18 protein-coding genes are annotated in these 22112 nt (G+C 52.2%); 9 read left to right on the forward strand and 9 right to left on the reverse strand.

Annotated features, from left to right (window positions below; all coding sequences use genetic code 11):
* Positions 1-37 precede the first annotated feature (37 nt).
* The gene (locus T433_RS0102345) at positions 38-1045 is read right to left on the reverse strand and encodes a 2-oxoacid:ferredoxin oxidoreductase subunit beta (protein WP_027450519.1); all 1008 of its coding nucleotides are present in this window, start codon (positions 1043-1045) and stop codon (positions 38-40) included.
* A gap of 3 nt (positions 1046-1048) precedes the next feature.
* Complete coding sequence (locus tag T433_RS0102350) at positions 1049-2896, reverse strand: 2-oxoacid:acceptor oxidoreductase subunit alpha (RefSeq protein ID WP_027454703.1); 1848 nt, start codon at positions 2894-2896, stop codon at positions 1049-1051.
* Between the two features lie 212 nt (positions 2897-3108).
* Between T433_RS0102350 and T433_RS0102355 the strand changes: the two genes are divergently transcribed.
* From T433_RS0102355 to T433_RS0102375, 5 genes are all read left to right on the forward strand, one after another.
* The gene (locus T433_RS0102355; protein WP_027454704.1) at positions 3109-3954 is read left to right on the forward strand and encodes a DUF3737 family protein; all 846 of its coding nucleotides are present in this window, start codon (positions 3109-3111) and stop codon (positions 3952-3954) included.
* Between the two features lie 34 nt (positions 3955-3988).
* On the forward strand, positions 3989-5158 hold the full coding sequence (locus tag T433_RS0102360) for a MalY/PatB family protein (protein WP_027454705.1): 1170 nt from the start codon (positions 3989-3991) through the stop codon (positions 5156-5158).
* 3 nt (positions 5159-5161) lie between these two features.
* Positions 5162-5635 (forward strand): C-GCAxxG-C-C family protein, encoded by a 474-nt coding sequence (locus tag T433_RS0102365; RefSeq protein WP_027454706.1) that lies wholly within the window; start codon positions 5162-5164, stop codon positions 5633-5635.
* A 73-nt stretch (positions 5636-5708) separates the two neighbouring features.
* Positions 5709-7214, forward strand: coding sequence for a butyryl-CoA:acetate CoA transferase (locus tag T433_RS0102370; protein WP_027454707.1), 1506 nt, complete (start codon positions 5709-5711; stop codon positions 7212-7214).
* A 6-nt stretch (positions 7215-7220) separates the two neighbouring features.
* Positions 7221-9236, forward strand: a complete 2016-nt coding sequence (locus T433_RS0102375; protein ID WP_052356949.1) for a ComEA family DNA-binding protein — start codon at positions 7221-7223, stop codon at positions 9234-9236.
* Positions 9237-9621: 385 nt separating this feature from the next.
* On the opposite strand, the gene T433_RS0102380 is transcribed toward T433_RS0102375, so the two are convergent.
* From T433_RS0102380 to T433_RS0102410, 7 genes are all read right to left on the reverse strand, one after another.
* Positions 9622-9819, reverse strand: coding sequence for a hypothetical protein (locus tag T433_RS0102380; protein WP_027450512.1), 198 nt, complete (start codon positions 9817-9819; stop codon positions 9622-9624).
* A gap of 89 nt (positions 9820-9908) precedes the next feature.
* The gene (locus T433_RS0102385; RefSeq protein ID WP_027454709.1) at positions 9909-11099 is read right to left on the reverse strand and encodes a phosphoribosylaminoimidazolecarboxamide formyltransferase; all 1191 of its coding nucleotides are present in this window, start codon (positions 11097-11099) and stop codon (positions 9909-9911) included.
* A 178-nt stretch (positions 11100-11277) separates the two neighbouring features.
* Positions 11278-11751, reverse strand: a complete 474-nt coding sequence (locus T433_RS0102390; protein ID WP_052356950.1) for a cupin domain-containing protein — start codon at positions 11749-11751, stop codon at positions 11278-11280.
* A 19-nt stretch (positions 11752-11770) separates the two neighbouring features.
* Positions 11771-12409, reverse strand: a complete 639-nt coding sequence (locus T433_RS0102395) for a cytidylate kinase-like family protein (protein ID WP_081778334.1) — start codon at positions 12407-12409, stop codon at positions 11771-11773.
* Positions 12410-12713: 304 nt separating this feature from the next.
* The gene (gene secDF / locus T433_RS0102400) at positions 12714-15758 is read right to left on the reverse strand and encodes a protein translocase subunit SecDF (protein WP_027454712.1); all 3045 of its coding nucleotides are present in this window, start codon (positions 15756-15758) and stop codon (positions 12714-12716) included.
* A 167-nt stretch (positions 15759-15925) separates the two neighbouring features.
* The gene (locus tag T433_RS0102405; protein WP_027454713.1) at positions 15926-17017 is read right to left on the reverse strand and encodes an endonuclease/exonuclease/phosphatase family protein; all 1092 of its coding nucleotides are present in this window, start codon (positions 17015-17017) and stop codon (positions 15926-15928) included.
* 14 nt (positions 17018-17031) lie between these two features.
* A complete protein-coding gene (locus tag T433_RS0102410) occupies positions 17032-17982 on the reverse strand; it encodes a rhomboid family intramembrane serine protease (RefSeq protein WP_027449221.1) in 951 nt (316 codons plus the stop codon).
* A 227-nt stretch (positions 17983-18209) separates the two neighbouring features.
* Here T433_RS0102410 and T433_RS0102415 point away from each other — a divergent pair, with 227 nt between their 5' ends.
* The 4 genes from T433_RS0102415 to T433_RS0102430 all read left to right on the forward strand — a co-directional run bounded on the left by T433_RS0102415 (position 18210) and on the right by T433_RS0102430 (position 22099).
* Positions 18210-18482, forward strand: a complete 273-nt coding sequence (locus T433_RS0102415) for an HU family DNA-binding protein (protein ID WP_027454714.1) — start codon at positions 18210-18212, stop codon at positions 18480-18482.
* Positions 18483-18618: 136 nt separating this feature from the next.
* Complete coding sequence (rnr, locus tag T433_RS0102420; protein WP_027454715.1) at positions 18619-20811, forward strand: ribonuclease R; 2193 nt, start codon at positions 18619-18621, stop codon at positions 20809-20811.
* 6 nt (positions 20812-20817) lie between these two features.
* Positions 20818-21477, forward strand: coding sequence for a PAQR family membrane homeostasis protein TrhA (gene trhA / locus T433_RS0102425; RefSeq protein WP_027454716.1), 660 nt, complete (start codon positions 20818-20820; stop codon positions 21475-21477).
* Between the two features lie 10 nt (positions 21478-21487).
* Positions 21488-22099, forward strand: coding sequence for a DUF4294 domain-containing protein (locus tag T433_RS0102430; protein ID WP_027454717.1), 612 nt, complete (start codon positions 21488-21490; stop codon positions 22097-22099).
* Positions 22100-22112 lie beyond the last annotated feature (13 nt).

Below are 22112 nucleotides of genomic sequence, written 5' to 3' on the forward strand. Positions count from 1 at the left end.
GCGATGCCCCTTTTACATTTGTATCTATCAGGAACGATTAACGTACTTCCCAGATATCGTTGGTCTCCAGCAACTCGGTGAAGTTGTGATACTTCTTCTGAGCGCTTACCTCTGCCAACTGAGCATGAACGGCCTCGTTGTAAGTAGGAGCCTCCACATCGCGAATCACACCGAGGGCGATGGGGAATCCATCCTCTGGCGACATCATGGCCAACTTCAGCTGCAGGGTGTTGTCCTCGCAGTGAGCATCGTGTACCAATACATCGTCGATGGTGTAGCCATCCTTACCAATCTCTACAACCTTCAAGCCGAAGCCCTGCTGCACCAGTCCGAACTCATTGTTCTCACCGAACACCAGTTTCTCGCCATGCTTCACGTAGATAGCGTTCTTCTTGCGGCCCTCGTTGTTGTAAACCACATCATGACAGTGGTCGTTGAAGATCACACAGTTCTGCAAAACCTCTGTGACTGAAGCGCCTTTATGCTCATAGGCAGCCTTCAGCACCTCTACGGTACCCTTGGCATCGGTAGCGACGCAACGGGCAAAGAAGTGACCGCGAGCACCGAAGCACAGTTCGGCAGGACGGAAGGGATCCTCCACCGTGCCGTAAGGGCTAGACTTCGACACGAAGCCACGAGGTGAGGTAGGACTGTATTGACCCTTTGTCAAACCGTAGATACGGTTGTTCAGCAGGATCATGTTCAGGTCGATGTTACGACGATTAGCGTGGATGAAGTGGTTACCACCGATAGCCAGTCCGTCGCCATCGCCCGACACCTGCCATACGGTCAGGTTGGGGTTAGCCACCTTAGCACCGGTAGCGATGGCAGCAGCACGACCGTGGATGGTGTTCATGCCGTAGGTTGCCATGTAGTGAGGCAGACGACTAGAGCAACCGATACCAGAAATCACTGCTACGTTCTCGGGGGCTACGCCAATCTCGGCCATAGCCTTATGGAGTGAAGCCAGGAAGAAGTGGTCGCCGCAACCAGGGCACCAACGAGGCTGGCCTTTCTTAAAATCTTGTGCTGTATAACTCATAATGCTTTACTTTCTAATAATCTCCTCGAATGCGTTAACTAACTCTTCTACGACGAATGGCTGACCCTTCACCTGATTGAACTGATAGGGCACGAAGCCATCTACCTTCATGCGCAGGTAGCCAGCCAGCTGTCCCATGTTCTGCTCAGCCACAACCACCTTCTTATATTTAGTAAGTACGGCAGCCGTGTTCTTTGGCAGGGGGTTCAGATACTTGAAGTGAGTCTGAGCAACCTTATAGCCCTTCTGGCGTAACTCGTCCATGGCTGAATGCAGATGACCATAGGTAGAACCGAAGCCTACGATGAGCAGGTCGGCATCTTCTGCGTCGCCACTTACCTCGAGGTCGGGCACCTGGATATTGTCAATCTTCTGCTGACGCAGACGAGTCATCAGGTCGTGGTTCTCAGGATTTGTTGAGATAGCACCCGTGTTAGAGTCCTTCTCCAGTCCACCCAAGATATGAGCGAAGCCCTCACGACCAGGCACAGCCCAGTAGCGGGTTCCATTCTCTGCACGCATATATGGTGTCCACTTACCCTTCAGTTCCTCGGGAACGTAAGGAGGATTGATGGCATCAAGCTTTGTGATGTCGGGCAACTTGAAAGCACCTGAGCCGTTGGCCACAAATGCATCGGTGAGCAGCACCACAGGTGTCATGTGCTCCAATGCTATCTTACAAGCCTGGTAGGCAGCGTCGAAGCAGTCGGTAGGACTGGTGGCAGCCATGACAGGCATGGGGCTCTCACCGTTACGACCGAAGAGAGCCTGCAGTAGGTCGGTCTGCTCTGACTTCGTAGGAAGACCCGTAGCAGGACCACCACGCTGTACATCGAGCACCACCAGTGGCAGTTCCATGATGACAGCCAGGTTCATAGCCTCGCTCTTCAGACAGACGCCAGGTCCAGAGGTTGATGTCACACCCAATGCACCAGCGAAAGAGGCACCGAGTGCAGAGGCACATCCACTGATCTCATCCTCGCACTGCACAGTGATGACGCCACATGACTTATGCTTTGACAACTCGTGCAGCACGTCGGTGGCAGGTGTAATGGGATAAGAACCCAGATACAGTCTCAGTCCGGCCTTCTCGGCAGCGGCGATGAAACCATAAGCCGTAGCCTTGTTACCGGTGATGTCCATATAGCGACCGGGGGTCTTCTCCTTGGTCTCTACGCGATAAACGTTGATGGCGCTTGAATGTGTGTTGTGACCGTAGTCCCAACCAGCCTGAATCACCTTGATGTTCGCCTCGGCAATGGCAGGCTTCTTTGCGAACTTCTCGCGCAGGAAGTTTGCAACGAGGTTCAGATCGCGATCGAAGAGCCAGCAAACCAGTCCCAATGCAAACATGTTACGGCACTTCAACATGGCCTTGTTGTCCATACCGCTGTCGGCCAGACAATCCTTCACCATCTGTGTCATCGGACAAGCCACCACGCGGTCGGCATCGATGCCCATCTCGCCCAGATAGTCTTCACTGGCAAACTGAGCCTTCTCAAGATCCTTTGGTCCGAAAGAGTCGGTGTCGATGATGATCGTAGCACCAGGCTTAGCATAGCGATACTGTGTCTTCAGTGCGGCAGCGTTCATGGCCACGAGCACGTCGCACTTGTCGCCAGGTGTGTAAACCTTACCAGCACCGATGTGCACCTGGAAACCAGATACACCTGTCAGCGAACCTTGCGGGGCGCGGATATCAGCAGGATAGTCGGGGAATGTTGAGATGCCATTGCCTACAGTGGCACTGACAGTAGAAAAAATGTTTCCGGCCAACTGCATACCGTCGCCAGAGTCTCCAGAGAAGCGCACGACCACCTGATCGAGTGCTTTCACTTCCAAATTTTCAGCCATATTTTTAAATAATTATACAAAGTAAGTTTAATTTTGGGTGCAAATTTCGGAATATTTATCGAATTATCAAAACTTTCATGCAAAAAATGCACAAAAATGAATAAAAAATCACTTTTTACTTACAAATTGCTAATAATTGTTAGTTGATTTCCCCATATCGGGATTTCTTTGTACCTTTGTGCCGCTAAAATAAGAATAAGAAAAGGGATATAATGGAAACTATCAAGAATCAACATTTTGAAGGTGAGCGTCCGCTGTTCGAGGTACACAACGTAAGATTGGAACAGGTAACAATTGGAGAAGGCGAGAGCGCCATTAAGGAGTGTTCAAATATTGAGGCCGAGGATTGTCATTTCTGGGGCAAATACCCCTTCTGGCATGTTCACGGTTTCAAGATTAACCGTTGTCAGTTCGATGCCGGTGCACGTTCTGCATTGTGGTATAGTGATAATATGGACATGCGCAACACGCGCATCGACGGTCCTAAGATGTTTCGCGAGATGCACGACATGTATCTGGAGAATGTGGTTATCAACGATGCCGACGAGACATTCTGGAAGTGTCGCAACATTGAGGCACGCAACCTGGAGCTGCACGACGGCACCTATCCTTTCATGTTCTGTGAGAACGTGAAGATCGACGGACTGAAGAGCGACTCGAAGTACGTATTCCAATACTGTAAGAACGTAGAGATACACAACGCCAATATCGTTACGAAAGACTCTTTCTGGGAGTGCGAGAACGTGAGCATCTACGACTCTGTGCTTGATGGCGAGTATCTGGCTTGGCACTCAAAGAACGTACGTCTGGTCAACTGTCACCTGGCTGGCGAACAGCTGTTGTGCTATGCCGACCAGCTGGTACTGGAGAACTGCACCTTCGCACCCGACTGCGACCGCGTCTTTGAATATAGCTGCATGGAGGCCGACATCAAGGGACATATTGAGAACATCAAGAACCCCACCAGCGGTCACATCGTTGCCGACTCTATCGGTAGCATCACCATCGACAAGAACATCAAGCAGCCAGCCAACTGCGTGATCGAAACAAGAAAGTAAAGCATCAATATCTATCATAAAGAAAGAGAAGAACATGTCAAAATACAATTTCGATGAGATAGTCACGCGCCGCCATACGGGCTGTGTGAAGTGGGACGAGCCCCGTCCGCTGTCCGTTGAAGGCGAAGATATCATCCCCCTCTGGGTGGCCGATATGGACTTCAAGGCTGCCCCTGCCATTCAGGAGGCAGTCGTCAAGCGAGCCCAGCATGGTGTCTATGGCTACACCGTGGTCGAGGACGACTATTACGACGCTGTCATTTCATGGTTCAAGCGCCGTCATCAGTGGGACATCCGCCGCGAAGAGATTATCTACACCACGGGTGTTGTGCCTGCCATGTCGGTAGCCATCAAGGCGCTGACCATGCCTGGCGAGAAGGTGTTGATCCTCTCGCCCGACTACAACTGTTTCTTCTCTAGCATCCGCAACAACGGCTGCGAGGTTCTCGAGAGCATTCTCAGTCCGGTGGGCCACACGTTTGAGGTGGACTGGAGCGATTTCGAAGCAAAGTGCGCCGACGAGAAAACCACCGTATTCCTGCTTTGCAACCCTCACAACCCCACCGGTCGTGTCTGGACCAAAGAGGAACTCAGCCGCATGAACGACATCTGCATGAAGCATGGCGTCAAGGTGGTGAGCGACGAGATCCACTGCGAGCTCATCATGCTAGGCCATCGCTTCCAGCCTTTTGCTGCGGTCAGCGAGGCCTGTCGCCAGAACAGCGTCACGCTGAACTCACCGTCTAAGTCGTTCAATATTGCTGGTCTGCAGGCAGCCAACATCATCTGCGCTCAACCCGAGTGGCGCCGCCGTCTGGACCGTGCGGTCAACATCAACGAGGTGTGCGACCTGAATCCCTTCGGTCCTGTGGCCCTGAAAGCTGCCTATAATGATAGCGAGGACTGGATCGACGAGCTCAACGACTACCTGTGGTCAAACTACCAGATGCTGTGCAATTACGCCAAAGAGCACCTTCCCCACTGGAAGGTCAGCCAGTTGCAGGGCACCTACCTGTTGTGGATAGACATCACCGCTACGGGCATGACGGCCCAGGCCTATACCGACCACCTGTTGCGCGACTACCACGTATGGGTCAACCCCGGCACCATGTATGGTCCGCAGAGCGGCGAAGGCTACATCCGCTTGAACATTGCCTGTCCGCAGGCTTTACTTAAAGAGGCTTTGGAAAGAATCAAGGAGTAGTTTATGAGTATTCTTATTGACAGAGAACAACGTATACGGCGAGCAGAAGAACTCTTCATGCAAGGGTTCAACTGCTCGCAGTCGGTTGTAGCCGCCTTTGCCGACATCTACGGCTACACTGAGGAGCAAGCTCTGCGCATGAGCGCAGGCTTTGGTGCCGGCATCGGTCGCCTACGCATGTCTTGTGGTGCCTTCAATGCACTGGCATTGCTGGCCGGATTGGACTGCGGGTCGGTGACTCCCGGCGACCGCGAAGGTAAGTCCTATAATTATAAAGTGGTGCAACAGTTGGCCGAGCGCTTTCGCGAGGCCCATGGTTCGCTCATTTGTGCCGAACTGCTGAAACTCAAGAAAGACGCACCACTCACCTATGTGGCCTCCGAGCGCACTGCCGAATATTACAAGACACGCCCCTGTGTTAATCAAATCATATCCGCCGCCCATATATTTGCTGACTATTTGGAAGCAAAACAGTGATTTTTCTTACGAATCATTCGTTATTTCAGAATAATTTTGTACTTTTGCACGCAAAATTATCAAATCCCTATATATGGCTTATACACGCATGACTGCTGCTGAAGCTGCAGCACTGATAAAAAATGGAGAGAATATTGCCATGAGCGGCTTTACGCCTGCAGGTGTGGCAAAGGCAACGACCAAGGAGTTGGCAAAGATTGCTGTAGCCGAACATGAGGCTGGTCGCGAGTTCAAGGTAGGTATTTTTACGGGTGCATCTACCGGTCAGAGCACCGATGGCGACATGGCCAACGCACAGGCCATCAAGTATCGTGCCCCCTACACCACCAACCCCGACTTCCGCAAGCACGTGAACCAGGGAGAGATTCCCTACAACGACCTGCACCTCAGCCACATGGCACAGGAGCTTCGCTATGGTTTCTATGGTGACATCGACTGGGCTATTCTCGAGGTCTGCGACATCGAGGACTGTGGCAACGACTACCATGTCTATCTCACCGCAGCCGGTGGTATCAGTCCTACTGCAGCCCGCCTGGCTAAGCACGTCATCCTGGAGCTGAACAGCTTCCACAATCCCAACGCCAAGTTCATCCACGACGTCTATGAGCCATTGGATCCCCCCTACCGTCAGCCAATCATGATCACCAAGGTCAGCGACCGCATCGGTGTGCCCTACGTCTCTATCCCCAAGGACAAGGTGGTAGGTGTCGTAGAGTGTAACATCCCCGACGAGGCCCGTGCCTTTAAGGATTCAGATCCCGTGACCGAGAAGATTGGTTTCCTCACAGCCGAGTTCCTGGTTGAAGAGATGCACAAGGGTCGCATTCCCAAGGAGTTCCTGCCTCTGCAGAGCGGTGTGGGCTCAACGGCCAATGCCATCCTGGGCGCTTTGGGCGAGGACAAGCATGTGCCCAACTTCAACATCTATACCGAGGTGATCCAGAACTCTGTCATCGAGATGATGCTCAACGGACGTGTAAAAGACGCTTCGGCCTGCTCGCTCACCGTCAGCAACGAGTGTCTGATGCAGGTTTACGACAATATGGACTACATGAAGGATCACCTTACGCTGCGTCAGAGCGAGATATCTAATTCGCCCGAGGTCATCCGCCGACTGGGCGTCATCGCTATCAACACAGCCATCGAGGCCGACCTCTATGGCAATGTCAACTCAACGCACATCAGCGGTGTCAAGATGATGAACGGCATTGGCGGCAGCGGCGACTTCATCCGCAATGCCTACCTCTCGATCTTCACCTGTCCTTCTGTGGCTAAGGGTGGCGTCATCTCAAGCATCGTGCCCTTCGTCAGTCACCAGGACTCTTCCGAGCACGATGTCAACATCATCGTCACCGAACAGGGTGTGGCCGACCTGCGCGGCAAGAGCCCCGCACAGCGTGCCGAGTGCATCATCGAGAGCTGTGCACACCCCGACTACAAGCAGTTGCTGTGGGACTACCTGAAGATTTCAAAGAAGGGACAGACCTGCCACAACCTGACTGCTGCCTTTGCCATGCACGACACCCTGGCTCGCAAGGGCGACATGCACCTGACCGATTTCTCAGAATACGTAAAATAAATACTGATGCGACATCAGCGCACACAACGATGGCTGCTCTTCCTCTTTGCGGGATTAGCAGCCATCAGTGTTTCTGCGCAAACCGATGCCGGCACTGCCGACTGGCACCAGGCTTACCAGCAGTTGCTGGAGGACTATGCCGACGACGAGAGCGCCACGCTGAGCGAAGTCAACCTGGAACTGCTGCAGCAGCTGGCCGACCACCCCATCAACCTCAACGCCACGACACGCAGCGAACTGGAGCAGTTGCCGTTCTTGTCGCCCCAGCAGGTCATGGACCTCATAGAGTATCTGGACCGCTATCGGCCTGTGCGCTCTCTGGGCGAACTGCGCATGGTGCGCTCTTTGAGCTATCAGCAACTTTCACTATTGCCTTACTTCGTCTATGTGGGCGAATACACGCCGCCGGAGACCATGCGCCCACCCGTCGTGGTGCGCCAAGCGCTCACGGCCACGGCCAACATACCATTCTACAACCGCAAAGGCGACGACAACGGCTATCTGGGCTATCAATACCGGCACTCGCTGCGCTACGAGCTGGACTACGGCAAGAAGCTGCGGGCGGGCATCATCGGGGCGCAGGATGCTGGCGAGCCCTTCTTCACCGACAGAAACCGGTGGGGATATGACGCCTACTCCTACTACCTACAGGTCAACGACCTGGGACCTGTCGCCACGGCCATCGTCGGGAAGTATAAGCTCTCGGCCGGCATGGGACTGGTGCTCAACAATGGGTTCTCAATGGGAAAGACCATCACACTGCAGTCGCTGGGTCGACTCTCTCAGGGACTTCGCCCTCATAGCTCACGCTCCGAACAAGGCTACTTCCAGGGCGCCGCTGCCACCATCAGCCTCGGCAAACCGCTATCCGTGACGCTCATGGCCTCGCATCGCGGTGTCGATGCCACGCTCAACGACGACGATGGCACTGCCAAGACTCTTATCTACAGTGGCTACCACCGCACGCCCGGCGAGATACAGAAGAAGTACAACACGCACCTCACGGCCTTGGGTGCCACAACTGCCTTTCATGCTGCTGCCTTCCGTATGGGAGCCACGGCCATCTATACCGAAACCGATCGCGCCCTGCGCCCGGATCGCAGCCAACCTTTCCGCCGCTACTACCCGCATGGTGAGCGATTTTTCAACGCCAGCCTGTACTATGGCTACGACCATCACCGCTGGACCGTTCGCGGCGAGACAGCCATCAGTCAGGAAGGTGCCCTGGCCACCATCCATGCACTGAGTCATCAGTCGCGCAGCGGCACCAGCATCACAGCACTGCATCGGTTCTACAGTCATCGCTACTCGTCATTCTATGCACACAGCTTCAGCGAAGGGTCACGCATACAAAACGAGCAGGGTTTTTACCTGGGTGCCACCTGTCGCCCCATTTCCCACCTGCAACTTCAGGCTTATGCCGACTATGCCTATTTCCCGCAGCCCCGCTACCGCGTGTCAGCGTCCTCGCATGCGCTCGATCTCTTTCTGCAGGCCAACTACCAGCGCGCCCGTTGGGACCTCAGCGGACGCCTGCGTGCCCGCTTCCGCCAGCAGGACAACGACGAGCAGACGGCGTTGGTGCCCGTCAGAGAACAGCGTGGACGTCTTGCCGCCACCTATCGATACTCGGAACGACTCTCGCTGAAAAGTCAGCTGGACCTGGCACAGATGACGTGCCCCACCACGAGTCGTGGCATCATGGTGAGTCAGCAGGGCACCTATCAAAGCAAGAAGCATCTGTTGTGCGCCTCTGCCGCCCTTTTCCACACCGACGACTACGACAGCAGGCTTTATCTCTACGAGCGCCAGATGCGCTACGACTTCTCGTTTCCCATGTACTACGGTCAGGGCATGCACCTCATGCTGTTGGCACGCACCGCCATCACGCCCCAGCTCCATCTCACTGCCAAATTGGGCTACACCAACTACTTCGACCGTGCAGTCATCGGTTCGGGCCAACAGCAGATTCCCCACTCCAGCGCCACCGACCTCTCACTGCAACTTCACTACCGCTTCTAACAAAAACTGCATGCCTACAGTCCCCTGAAAGGGCCACTATCAGCATAAGACAGCAGCCCTTTTGAGGCACCATTGCGCCCCTATTAAAACACAATACTTATGGTTTCATCTTCGCTCTAGAGTCTAGAATACACATTTCTAGACTCTGGAATAGTGCGATCTAAACTCTAGAACACGCCATTCTAAAGTCTAGATCAGGATCAAAAGTGGCACTATTACATGTCAATAGTGCCACTTTTGGATCACAAGACAAGCACTATTAGACTGCAAAAGGAACGCTATCAGATGGTGATAGCACCAATATAAAACAAGGATAGCCACCAGTCACGCTGATGGCTATCCTTATTGTGATGTGCGTTGCCCTGTTTGCGACAAGGCGTCACGCTTAATGCTTGCGGTTGGCACGTTGCTCGCGGTACTTTGCCTTCTGACGGGCCGAGCCACTGCCGTGCGCACCGGTGATGTACTTCTTCTTTTTGGCTTTGGTCTTCACCTTACCCTCATTGGGGTCCTTGCGTTCTCCACCACGGCCAAAAGAAATGCCATTCTCCAGTATCGACTGAAAATCATCCTCTCTACCCATAACTATTCGTTTTTTGTTTGATTAGATATCTAACCACTCCCCTCCCTCACAGGGAGGGGTCGGGGGAGAGTCTTCTATTTGGTTTAATTTTAATGGTGGAACAAGCGAACGCCCGTGAAGGTCATGGCGATGCCGTACTTGTCGCACGTCATGATGACATGGTCGTCGCGCACCGAGCCACCGGCCTGAGCAATGAACTCAACACCGCTCTTGTGGGCACGCTCAATATTGTCGCCGAAGGGGAAGAAGGCATCTGAGCCCAGAGCCACCTTGGTATTCTTGGCAATCCATTCGTGCTTCTCCTGCAGTGTCAGCACCTCAGGCTTCTCGGTGAAGAACTGCTGCCAAGCACCATCGCGCAGCACGTCGTCGTGCTCTTCCTCAGAGATATACACATCGATGGTGTTGTCGCGGTCGGCACGACGGATACCCTCCTTGAAGGGCAGGTTCATCACCTTCGGATGCTGACGCAGCCACCAGATGTCGGCCTTCTGTCCGGCCAGACGTGTACAGTGGATACGGCTCTGCTGACCAGCGCCGATACCGATAGCCTGACCGTCCTTCACGTAGCATACAGAGTTAGACTGTGTGTACTTCAGGGTGATGAGGGCAATGATCAGGTCGCGACGTGCCTCTTCGGTGAATGTCTTGTTGGCTGTGGGGATATTCTCGAACAGAGCGGGATCGTCCAGACGAATCTCGTTGCGGCCCTGTTCAAAGGTAACGCCAAACACCTGTTTGGTCTCGATTGGTGCAGGTGTGTAGGCGGGGTCTATCTTAATCACATTATAAGTACCCTTGCGCTTCTCCTTCAGGATCTCCAGCGCCTCGGGAGTATAGTCGGGTGCGATTACACCGTCGCTCACCTCGCGCTTGATGATCAGTGCAGTCGTTGCATCACAAGTGTCGCTCAGGGCGATGAAGTCACCGTAAGACGACATACGGTCGGCACCACGTGCACGTGCATAAGCACAAGCGATGGGCGACTCATCGAGTCCCTGGATGTCATCTACGAAATAGATATGCTTCAGTGTGTCGCTCAGGGGCAGACCTACAGCTGCGCCGGCAGGCGATACATGCTTGAACGAGGCAGCAGCTGCCAGTCCAGTAGCAGCTTTCAGCTCCTTCACCAGCTGCCAAGAGTTAAATGCGTCAAGCAGGTTGATGTAGCCGGGACGGCCGTTAATCACTTCGATGGGTAACTCTGAGCCATCCTGCATGTAAATGCGTGATGGCTTCTGATTCGGATTGCATCCGTACTTCAATGCCAATTCTTTCATACCTTATAAAAAGAGAAAATAATACCTTTTCTGGGTGCAAAGTTAGTGCAAATTGAGAGAAAAACCAAATTTATTTGAGTTTTTCCGAGATGCAGCCTACCTTCAAGCGTCAGCTAAAAGGTACGAATAAGCGAAGAAAGAACCCCGAAAGTCAGCAAGTGTACTTTCGGGGCTTAGCTTACTCTAATGGTATTTCAGGGTGTTGGACTGCCAGCGGCAAGTCTTTCTGCGAGAGATAGAACATGTAGAGGATTACGGGCTTGTCGCCACGGTTCTCACCATGATGAATCGTGTTGACCATCTCTACCACAGCCTCGCCTTCATGCACAACCTTCTCGGTACCGTCCTGTCCAATGATAGTCAGTTCGCCCTGTACCAAGATACCGTAGTTCATCACAGGATGGTGATGCCACCCCAGCTTTTTGCCAGCGGGGAACACATACTTCACGGCAACCAGCTCCGGACGTCCTTGAAGATAGTCGGGCAGTTCCACACCATCCCAACTCTGACTGGTACGTATCAACTCTTCGCTGACCACCTGATTGGCAGTCTCATCAGACGAAGCGTTGTCGGCTGTTTTTGTCTTTTGACAGGAGGACATGATACCAACGCCGAACACAAGGGCCATTGTCCAAAGGAAAATCTTTCTCATAATGACTGATGTTTTGTAGTTAACCAATATACTTCAGAATCAGATCCACAATCTCCTCTTCCGTCTTTTCGTCGGCAGAGATGACCAACTGGTAGTTGCGCGTATCATAGCGCGACGTCTTAGTGTATTTATTCACATAGTTCTCACGCATCTTGTCCACCCGTTCGATGGTCTGGCGAGCCTCCTTCTCGGTCATATTCTGCTTGCGCATGACACGTGCCACACGGAACGGCATAGAGGCCTGGATGAGGATGCTCAGGTGGTTGGGATGATCGCGAAGCACATGGAAGCCCGTACGTCCGGCAATGACACAAGAGCCACGCTGCGACAGACTCTGCAGTATCAGCGTCTCCTTCTTATACACATCATCGGTGGTCAACGAGTCAGGTTCGTCGCCCCGTTGCGGAAGGAAGTAGTTGGAGTTCATGCCCGGTCCCAACTTCAGGATGCGCTCCACCTCAGCCCAGAAGCTATGCTCACGTCCCTTCAGATGTTCAATCTCGTCGGCACTGAGGTTGAACAGCTTCTGCAACTCATGGATGAGCGCCTTGTCATAGAAAGGCACGCCCAACTTCTCTGCCAGCAGCCGACCCACGGTGCGTCCGCCACTGCCCAGTTCACGATTAATCGTGATAACAAAATCCTCGTTCTTCTTCATACTTATTAGATTGGTAGTTTTCACATTTTTCATTATGTCATCATGTGGCTTCCCACATTTCTTGCGGTAAAGATACAAAGATTTTCCGAAAGCACCATCACAATCCCTCCACTTTAACACATCCACGCCCCCTTCCCAGCGCCATCGCTCCCCCTTCCCAGCGCCCCCCACCACCACTCCCGGCGCATCTCCGCCGGGAATAAACGCGTCTCCGCCGGGAAAAATGCATCTCCGCCGGGGACAAAAAAAGAGTACGCGCACACACGTACGCGTACTCTTTATATATTATACAGAGCGCTAATGCTTACTCAGCAGCAACGGCAGTCTCTTCCTCCTTGCGGTCCTTCTTGCTCATGGTGAGATAAGCAGTAGGAGCAGCGATGAAGATAGAAGACAGCGTACCGAATACAACACCGAGGATCATTGCGAACGAGAATGAACGGATGCTGTCGCCACCCAAGAAGAAGATGGTGAGCAGTACGATCAAGGTCGTCACAGAGGTGTTGATTGTACGAGCCAGAGTCTGGTTCAGTGAGTCGTTGAACAGGGTCTTACGATCGCGCTTAGCATAGATCTGCATGTTCTCACGGATACGGTCGAATACCACCACCTTATCGTTGATAGAGTAACCGATCACCGTCAGGATAGCACCGATGAAGGTCTGGTCAACCTCGAGAGACCAGGGCACGATGTGGTGCAGCAGTGAGTAGAAGCCGATAACTACCAGTGCATCGAGTGCCAGAGCAACGATAGAACCTACAGAGAAGGCTACGTTGCGGAAGCGCAACAGGATGTAGAGGAAGATAGCAATCAGAGCCAGAGCCACACTGATGATAGCACCCTGAGTGATGGTCTTAGCCACAGAAGGACCTACCTTAGAAGACTCGATGATAGAACCACCATTACGATCGTCGGGGTTCTTGAAGGCAGCCACATTCTCCTGAGAGATGAGACCTGCACCCTTTAATGTCTCGAAGAGGATATTCTCGGCCTGGTCGTCGATGGTAGGATCGTTAGAGGTGATGTTCCAGTTGGTAGAGATACGAACGGTCTTCTCTGAAGAAGCACCCAGAGCAATCACGCTGGTGTAAGCCACTTTACCCTCTTCCTCGGTGAATACGTTGCTAACGAGTGAACGAACCTCCTCTACAGGTACTTCCTTGTCGAGAACAACCACGTAGTTACGACCACCGGTGAAGTCGATACTCTGGTCGAGACCACGAGTAAAGAAGCTGGCGATGAATACGAGTGCTGCAACACCCCAGATGCAATAAGAAGCCTTGAACTTGCCCATGAAGTTAACGTGCATGTTCTGCATCATGTTCTTAGAGAATGGAGTGGTGAAAGAGAGGTTCTGCCACTTGTCCTTCTTCATCTGACGGTCGTAAACCAGACGAGTCATAAATACGGCAGTGAAGAACGACACACAGATACCGATGATCAAAGTCGTTGCGAAACCACGGATAGGACCTGTACCGAATACGTAGAGGATGATACCAGTGATCAACGAAGTCAAGTTAGAGTCGAAGATAGCTGAGAAAGCGTTAGAATAACCGAGGTTCAGAGCCTCCTTGATATTCAAACCGCGGCGCAGCTCTTCCTTGGTGCGCTCGTAGATAAGCACGTTAGCATCCACAGCAGTACCCAGTGTCAGCACGATACCGGCGATACCAGGCATGGTCAGTGCAGCCTGGAACGATGTCAGGATGCCCAGTGTGAAGAACAGGTTGAACAGCAGAGCCATGTTGGCCAGCATACCAGGAATCCAACCGTAGAGCACTACCATCACGCACATCAGCAGGATGAAGGCTACAACGAATGAGATGGCACCCTGCTGGATAGACTGTGCACCCAGTGTAGGACCAACTACCTGCTCCTGAACGATACGTGTAGGAGCTGGCATCTTACCAGAGTTCAGTGTGTTGGCCAAGTCCTTGGTCTCGGTCTGTGTGAAGTTACCTGAGATCTGTGAGTTACCACCAGTGATCTCGTCGTTCACACGGGGAGCGCTGTAAACCACGTTATCCAGAACGATAGCGATGGCGCGCTTGATATTTGTCTTGGTGAGGTTAGCCCAGATGCGGGTACCCTCGGTGTTCATCTGCATAGAAACGATAGGCTCGGGAGTGCCCATACCGCGTGAGTAGTCGTCCTTGGCAGAGGTGATCACGTCACCAGAGAGAGGAGCCTTACCAGAAGGATCGCTCACCTTGATAGCGTAGAGCTGGAAGTAGTTGCCCTTCAGGGTGCCCAGGCGCTCGCCCTTAGCACTCCACAGCAGCTTCACGTCAGAAGGCAGGTCTTTCTTAGCAATGTCTGAGTAGATAACTGAGTTGACAGCAGCGGTATCCAGCTCGTTGACATCGCCCAGCATAGCCAGACCGGCACGCTCGGTGTGGAGGTAGTAGAACAGAGGATTCTGCTTCTTTACTCGCTCAGCAGCCTCGCTATTGTCGGCAGCATTCTTGCCACTAGCCAGCTTTGTAGCCAGGTCGTTCTGAACAGCAGCGGTGTCAGCCTTAGCCCCCTCGGCAGCCTCAGCTACCTGAGCGGTGGTGTCGGCTACCTCGCCAGTCTGATGGCTCAGCTCGGCAGCATAGTCAGAGTTCAACTTTGACAGGTAAGGCAGGATCTCCTGAGCATTGTAGGTCTCCCAGAACTCCAGGTTGGCGCTACCCTGCAACAGTTTACGAACACGCTCGGGCTCTTTCACACCAGGCATCTCGACCATGATACGGCTCTGACCCTCCAGCTTCTGGATGTTGGGCTGAACCACACCAAACTTATCGACACGGGTGCGAACAACGGTCTCGGCATTATCGATGGCAGACTGTACCTCAGCACGGATGGCAGCAACAACCTCAGCATTGGTGCTGCGGGTTGACACCTTGTCGCGCATCTGCTGGGTAGCGAAGATGGCAGCCATAGGACGAGTCTCGTTCTGCTCCCACATACGGGCAAAGATAGAAACGAAGTCTCCCTGAGTCTTCTTCTCTTCATCACGAGCCAGATTCAATACTTTGCGGAAACCAGGGTCGCTCTTGTGGTCGGCCAGCATATCAACGATATCGGGAACCGATACTTCAAGAACAACGTTCATACCGCCTTTCAGGTCAAGACCCAGGCCGATTTCCATCTCACGACACTCCTTGAGGTTGTAGGCCCAGAACCATACTTTAGAGTTCTCGACCGAATCAAGGTACTCCAAGCTAGCCTTCTCACCCTGCTGAGCAGCAATCTCAGCAGCCTTGTTCTCGTGGTAGCGAGTCACAAAAGAGAAGGAAAGATAGAAGCAGCAGATCAGCACAAGTGCGACTGCAATAAACTTTACAATTCCTTTGTTTTGCATGTTATTTATTTGTTATTTATTAAGTATTTCAAAAATTTAGCTTGCAAATATAGTGATTTTTCTACACTTACCGAAATTTTCAACCGATTTTCCTTCATTTTTTAAGGTTTCTGCACTATTTCCTTGGGTTTTAGGTTTATCGGTGATAGGTTTTTAGGGGGGTTAGGTTACTTTTTTGTCCATTTCAACGAGCAATAGATGGGGTTATGATCACTGTAGTCGGCCTCACTATCAACCTGACAGTCATAGGGTTGAAAATGGTCGGAGCAGAAGATATAGTCTATCCGCACGTTGAAGCCTTTCTTATTGTATGAAATGCCTGGCCCACAACCAGTTTCGGCATAACAGTCTATCAGTCCCTGCCCCACCGTGCGGCGGGCAAACGAGATGGGGGTGTCGTTGAAGTCGCCACACACAATCAGGGGGTACTGACGGTGATTTTCGATGTATTGATGCACAGCCTTGGCCTCGCTGGAACGCAGCACCATGGCATCAGAGAGTTTTTCCAAGAGCAACAGGGTTTCTTCCTCCGCCGCATCGCGCTCCATATTGCCGCGCAGCACTTCCTTGTAGCGCTGACGGTCGTCTAACGACAAATGGGTGCTTTCCAGATGGTTGTTGATCACAATGACGGTATCGTCATCCACCTGTAGATAGTATGCCACCGAACCGTTTGTAAGTGATTTATAGTCAATGCGTTCCTTCTTCACTATGGGATAGCGGGAGTGGATGCCTAACGCGTTGATATTGACACTGCCAGGGATGCTCACGTGCACCGTGTCGTTGTAGGGATAGGTGTCTTTGAAGAAGGTGAGCTGATTGATCTTGGTGTTCTGTTCCTCCTGAATACAAACAATGTCGGCATCGACTTTCTTCAGGTAGGAATAGATAGTGTCGTAGGCATTGTCATAGCGGAAATTACCGCCATAGCCACACACGTTGTAAGACAGAATCTTGATGCAGTCCTTGGGCTTCTCACTGCCGAAATGAATGGGAGCGTAATTCCTAATTGGTACGTACGCGAACGCGAATGCCAGGAGTGGTATCCAGACATACTTCCATTTGAAGAGCACCCACAGCACAAGGATGACCAGATTGGCCACGACAAAGAAGGGGAAAGTCATGCCCAAGCATGCCAGCAACGGATGGTCCACGGGATCCAAACGGTCGCTATAGCCCACCGCCACCATGGCCAAGGCTGTGGCCGTGCTGGCACCAAGCAGGATGCCTACCAGGAAATGTTTGATGCTCTTAAGCATGTGCGGCTACGGGGTTAACGATCATGACTGGCTTCAAAGAGTCGTCTCTTCTCGTCTTTCGACAGGCTGTCATAACCACTGATACGTATCTTGTCCAGGATACGGTCAATCTCTTCCTGACGTTCCTTCTTTCGGGCGTTATACTCCATGTCGTTGTTGGAAGTGCCATCGGTACGTGTCTGACTCGAGAAGTTGGATGTGGTGGTGAAGTTGTTGTGCCACGTCGTTTTTCTCTTGCGATCATGAGACCACCGACCGAAGAACTGGCGTCCGCCGTTCACCGTGAATCCGTTATCGGCATGATTTCGCCAGTAGCGTATCAACAGGAAACCAGAGAGCATACCGCCGACGTGCGCCATGTGCGCAACGCCATCGCCATACGAGAACATCGCTGAGAACAGTTCGACAACAATATAGAACAAGACAAACCACTTGGCCTTGATAGGAATAGGCAGAGGGAAGATAAAGATGCGCTCGTTGGGGAATGTCATACCAAAAGCCAGCAGAATGGCATAGACTGCACCCGAAGCACCTATTGTCAGAGAATGATTCAGGTAAACAGCATTGTCCGACAAACTATTGAAGACATCTATTACAGAAGCCCCGGAAACCTGACTAGCCACAATGAAATAGTAGCTCACAAACTGCACCAGCTCCTGACAGACACCTGCAAAAATTCCACACGCAATGTAATAAATTAAGAATTTCTTTGCACCCCACTCACGTTCAATCACGCAACCAAACATCCACAGGGCAAACATGTTGAAGAACAAATGGGTGAAACTGCCATGCAGGAATTGATAGGTCACAAACTGAAACAAGTGGAAATTGCTGGCCAGGAAAAAATAGAGACCACCCATCTGCTTCAGATCTACGCCAAGGGGTGCCAGCACCAACGTAGCTAGAAAAGCCAACACGTTGATGATGAGCAGATTCTTTGTAACTGTCGGTATATTAGCAAACATACGCAAATTTCGATATAAAACTACAATTAACGATGTATAACACTTTTGCGGGGCAAAATTACGAAAAATATCTCTTTTTCACTATAAAACGAGGGGTTAAACAACTTTTTTTAGGCAAAAAACAAAATTTTTCTCATTTTTTGCTTGTTATATAAATACTTTCCTTTATATTTGCGTCAGAATTTTGATAATCTTTTTGTATTATTCACTAAAAAAACTAAAAAATTATGAACAAGACAGAATTGGTAGAGAAAATTGCAGCTGGTGCTGGTATCTCAAAGGTTGACGCAAAGAAGGCTCTCGATGCAACTGTAGCAGCTATTAAGGGTGCTCTCGTTGCTGGTGACAAGGTAGCTCTCGTAGGTTTCGGTACATTCGCAGTTAACGAGCGTCCCGCTCGTGAGGGTATCAACCCCGCTACTAAGGCTAAGATCAAGATTGCTGCTAAGAAGGTAGCTAAGTTCAAGGCTGGCGCTGAGCTTGCAGACGCTCTGAACTAATTAATTCTGTAAAGAAAAAGTTAAGGTGCTTCTTTTCGCAAGAAGCACCTCTTTTTTTTTATTAACCAAGAAAAGTTGCCGCATTCAATAAAAATATGTACTTTTGCGAATGCAATCATAATTATAAGCTTTTATCATGGGTAAGAAAAAAGGTGGAAAACGCATGTCAAAGCGCGATATCGCTGACGCACTACAGGCATTGTTTCAGGCGCATCCCGGTGAAACGCTCAGTTTCAAACAGATCTTTAAGTCGCTCAAGCTGAGCACCCATCCCGCCAAGATGCTGGCCATCGACGTGATGGAAGAGCTGGCTTGGGACGACTGGTTGTCGAAGGTGTCGGACAACAGCTATCGTCTGAACCTGAAGACGCAGGTGCAGGAGGGCACGTTCATCCGCAAGGCCAACGGCAAGAACTCGTTTATGCCGGCCGATGGCGGCAAGCCTGTGTTTGTGGCTGAGCGCAACTCGATGTTTGCACTCAACGGCGACCGCGTAAAGGTGGCCTTTATGGCTCGCCGACAGAACCACATCAAAGAAGCTATCGTGACCGAGATACTGGAGCGAAAGCACGACCAGGCCGTCGGTGTGCTGCAGGTGGAGAAGGACTTTGCCTTCCTGAACACCGAAGGCAACATCTTTGTGCACGACATCCTGATACCCAAGAAGAAGCTGAAAGGTGGAAAGACCGGCGACAAGGCCGTCGTAAAAATCATCCAATGGCCATCGGCCACCTCCAAGAATCTGGTGGGTGAGGTCGTTGACGTGCTGGGCAAACAAGGCGAGAACACCGTGGAGATGCACGCCATCCTGGCTCAATATGGCTTACCTTATAAATATCCCAAGCGCGTAGAAGAGGCCGCCGACAAGATTCCTGCAGAGATTCCACAGTCGGAGATTGACCGAAGAGAGGATTTCCGCGAGGTGCTGACCTGCACCATTGACCCAAAGGATGCCAAGGACTTCGACGATGCACTGTCTATCCGCAAGGACGGCAACTGCTACGAGGTGGGTGTACATATTGCCGACGTCTCGCACTACGTGACAGAAGGCAGCATCATCGACCGCGAGGCCGAACAGCGTGGCACCAGTGTCTATCTGGTTGACCGCACCATCCCGATGCTGCCCGAGCGCCTTTGCAATTTCATCTGTTCGCTGCGCCCCGACGAGGAGAAGCTGAGCTACAGCGTCATCTTCAAGCTCGACGAAGAGGCCAACATCAAAGACTGGCACCTGGCGCACACCGTGATTCGCAGCGACCGCCGCTTTGCCTACGAAGAGGTACAAGAGATACTGCAATCACCCGAAGCTACTGCCAAGGCCAAGAAGACGGACGGCCCCGATTGGGACACAGCCCTGCGCACACTCGACAAGCTGGCTAAGAAGCTTCGCGAGCGCCGTTTCAAGAACGGTTCGGTGAAGTTCGACCGCGAAGAACTGCATTTCGAAGTCGATGAGAACGGCAAGCCTACGCGCTGCTTCTTCAAGAAATCGACCGACGCCACCCAACTCGTTGAGGAGTTCATGCTGCTGGCCAACAAGACCGTAGCAGAATGGGTAGGCAAAGCCGGGAAAGCCAGCAAGAACGAGAAGGCAGAAAAGGCCGCCAAAGGCAAGACCTTCGTCTATCGTATCCACGACCAACCCGACCCACAGAAGCTGGAAAGCCTACGCACGGCACTGTCGCCCTTTGGCTATAAGGTGAAGACCAGCGGCACGCGCGGCGCCTTGTCTCGTGGACTCAATAAGCTGATGGAGGATGCACAGGGCATGCGCGAGCAGAAACTGGTGGAGACATTGGCACTCCGCGCCATGATGAAAGCCAAGTATTCGACCCACAACATCGGTCACTACGGTCTGGCTTTCGACAACTACACCCACTTCACCTCGCCCATCCGCCGCTATCCCGACATGATGGTACACCGTCTGCTCACCCGCTATCAAGACGGTGGACGCTCAGCCAACCAGAACCACTTTGAGGAGCTCTGCGAGCACGCCAGTCAGATGGAGCAAACTGCTCAGAATGCCGAACGCGACTCTATTAAATATAAAATGGTAGAGTTTATGGCCGACAAGGTGGGCGAAGAGTTCGATGCCCACATCTCGGGCGTACAGTCGTATGGCATCTACTGCGAGATAGACGAGAACCACTGCGAAGGACTCGTCGGCATGCACGACCTGGATGGCGACTACTACGAGTTCGACGAGCGCAACTACTGCCTGGTAGGTCGTCGTCATCATCAGAAATATCAACTTGGCGATGCCATCCGCATCAAGGTGGCGCGCGCTAACATCGAAAAACGCCAGCTCGACTTTGTGCTGGCCGACTAAACTGACATGGCTATCAATTACACTAGAAAAGAAGAAATCTGGAATACATGGACACATGCCGGTGGCGCCATCATGGCTGGTGCCGTCGGCATTGCCTTTATCATCGTGGTGTGCCTGGGCAACATGAATCGCATGTGGGCAGGCATCGGCGTGGGACTCTACCTGATCGGTATGACGGGCAGCTATCTGGCCTCTACTATCTATCACGCCCTGAAGGAAGACAGCAAGTGGAAAGAGCACCTGCGCAAGTGGGACCACGCCGCCATCTATTGGCATATTGCCGGCAGCTACTCACCCATCACCCTCATCGCGATGCGTGACTACGGGCATTGGGGATGGGTGCTGTTCTCTTTTGTCTGGTCGTGCGCCATCATCGGCACCTTCATCAGTTTCATCCGATTGAAAGAGCACTCCAACATTGAGACCATCTGCTTCTGCATCATGGGACTGTCGGTACTGGTCGCCTTCAAGCCTCTCATCGACACCGTAGAGGCGTGGGCCGTGGTGATGATCGTGCTGGAAGGTGTCTTCTACATCACTGGCGCCATCTTCTATTCATTCAACAAGACAAGATACATGCACACAGTGTTCCACTTCTGTGTGCTGGCAGGCTCTATCTGCCATATCATCGCCGTGTGGGACATCTTGATACGCGGCATCTTCTAACTACGATGACATGAAAAGACATATTCTACTGAGCACACTCCTCACTGCTGGCATGCTGACCGCTGCAGCCCAAGGGCAACAAGACCTTGGCGACCCCACCTTTGTCCCCACCGTCAAGGTGAGCAAGACGCTGGTGGACGGCGACTCTATTCAGTATATGGAGATGTCGAACGTATATGTTTACCCCGAACCCACGTTCAAGAGCAAACGTCAGCAGCAGGCCTATATGCGACTGGTAAAGAATGTAAAGAAGGTACTCCCGCTGGCCAAGAACGTCAGACAGATGCTGATAGAGACCGCCGAAGTACTGGAGAAGTTGCCTACGAAAAAGGAGAAAAACGAGCACATGAAGCGCGTAGAGGCTTCGATTGTGGCAGAATACAAGCCCAAGATGAAGAAGCTCACGTTCTCACAGGGCAAACTGCTCATCAAACTGGTGGACCGCGAGTGCAACTCTACAGCCTACGAAGCCATGCAGGCCTTCATCGGTCCTGTTCGTTCGGGCATGTGGCAGGCCTTCGCCTGGATGTTTGGCGCCTCACTGAAAAAAGGTTATGAGCCCGAAGGCGTCGATCGCCTGACAGAGCGCGTCGTACTGATGGTTGAGGCAGGACAACTCTAAGCCTCAACTCCCC

Source organism: Xylanibacter brevis ATCC 19188 (assembly GCF_000621725.1).
In the GTDB taxonomy this organism is placed as follows: Bacteria; Bacteroidota; Bacteroidia; order Bacteroidales; family Bacteroidaceae; genus Prevotella; species Prevotella brevis.

Bases quoted from the DNA above. Each gene is read 5' to 3' on its own strand.
- trhA (WP_027454716.1), top strand. From the start codon at position 20,818: ATGGCTATCAATTACACTAGAAAAGAAGAAATCTGGAATACATGGACA.
- T433_RS0102350 (WP_027454703.1), bottom strand. From the start codon at position 2,896: ATGGCTGAAAATTTGGAAGTGAAAGCACTCGATCAGGTGGTCGTGCGC.
- T433_RS0102360 (WP_027454705.1), top strand. From the start codon at position 3,989: ATGTCAAAATACAATTTCGATGAGATAGTCACGCGCCGCCATACGGGC.
- T433_RS0102395 (WP_081778334.1), bottom strand. From the start codon at position 12,409: ATGAAGAAGAACGAGGATTTTGTTATCACGATTAATCGTGAACTGGGC.
- T433_RS0102385 (WP_027454709.1), bottom strand. From the start codon at position 11,099: ATGAAAGAATTGGCATTGAAGTACGGATGCAATCCGAATCAGAAGCCA.
- secDF (WP_027454712.1), bottom strand. From the start codon at position 15,758: ATGCAAAACAAAGGAATTGTAAAGTTTATTGCAGTCGCACTTGTGCTG.
- rnr (WP_027454715.1), top strand. From the start codon at position 18,619: ATGGGTAAGAAAAAAGGTGGAAAACGCATGTCAAAGCGCGATATCGCT.
- T433_RS0102370 (WP_027454707.1), top strand. From the start codon at position 5,709: ATGGCTTATACACGCATGACTGCTGCTGAAGCTGCAGCACTGATAAAA.
- T433_RS0102405 (WP_027454713.1), bottom strand. From the start codon at position 17,017: ATGCTTAAGAGCATCAAACATTTCCTGGTAGGCATCCTGCTTGGTGCC.
- T433_RS0102355 (WP_027454704.1), top strand. From the start codon at position 3,109: ATGGAAACTATCAAGAATCAACATTTTGAAGGTGAGCGTCCGCTGTTC.
- T433_RS0102390 (WP_052356950.1), bottom strand. From the start codon at position 11,751: ATGAGAAAGATTTTCCTTTGGACAATGGCCCTTGTGTTCGGCGTTGGT.
- T433_RS0102410 (WP_027449221.1), bottom strand. From the start codon at position 17,982: ATGTTTGCTAATATACCGACAGTTACAAAGAATCTGCTCATCATCAAC.
- T433_RS0102365 (WP_027454706.1), top strand. From the start codon at position 5,162: ATGAGTATTCTTATTGACAGAGAACAACGTATACGGCGAGCAGAAGAA.
- T433_RS0102375 (WP_052356949.1), top strand. From the start codon at position 7,221: ATGCGACATCAGCGCACACAACGATGGCTGCTCTTCCTCTTTGCGGGA.
- T433_RS0102380 (WP_027450512.1), bottom strand. From the start codon at position 9,819: ATGGGTAGAGAGGATGATTTTCAGTCGATACTGGAGAATGGCATTTCT.
- T433_RS0102415 (WP_027454714.1), top strand. From the start codon at position 18,210: ATGAACAAGACAGAATTGGTAGAGAAAATTGCAGCTGGTGCTGGTATC.
- T433_RS0102430 (WP_027454717.1), top strand. From the start codon at position 21,488: ATGAAAAGACATATTCTACTGAGCACACTCCTCACTGCTGGCATGCTG.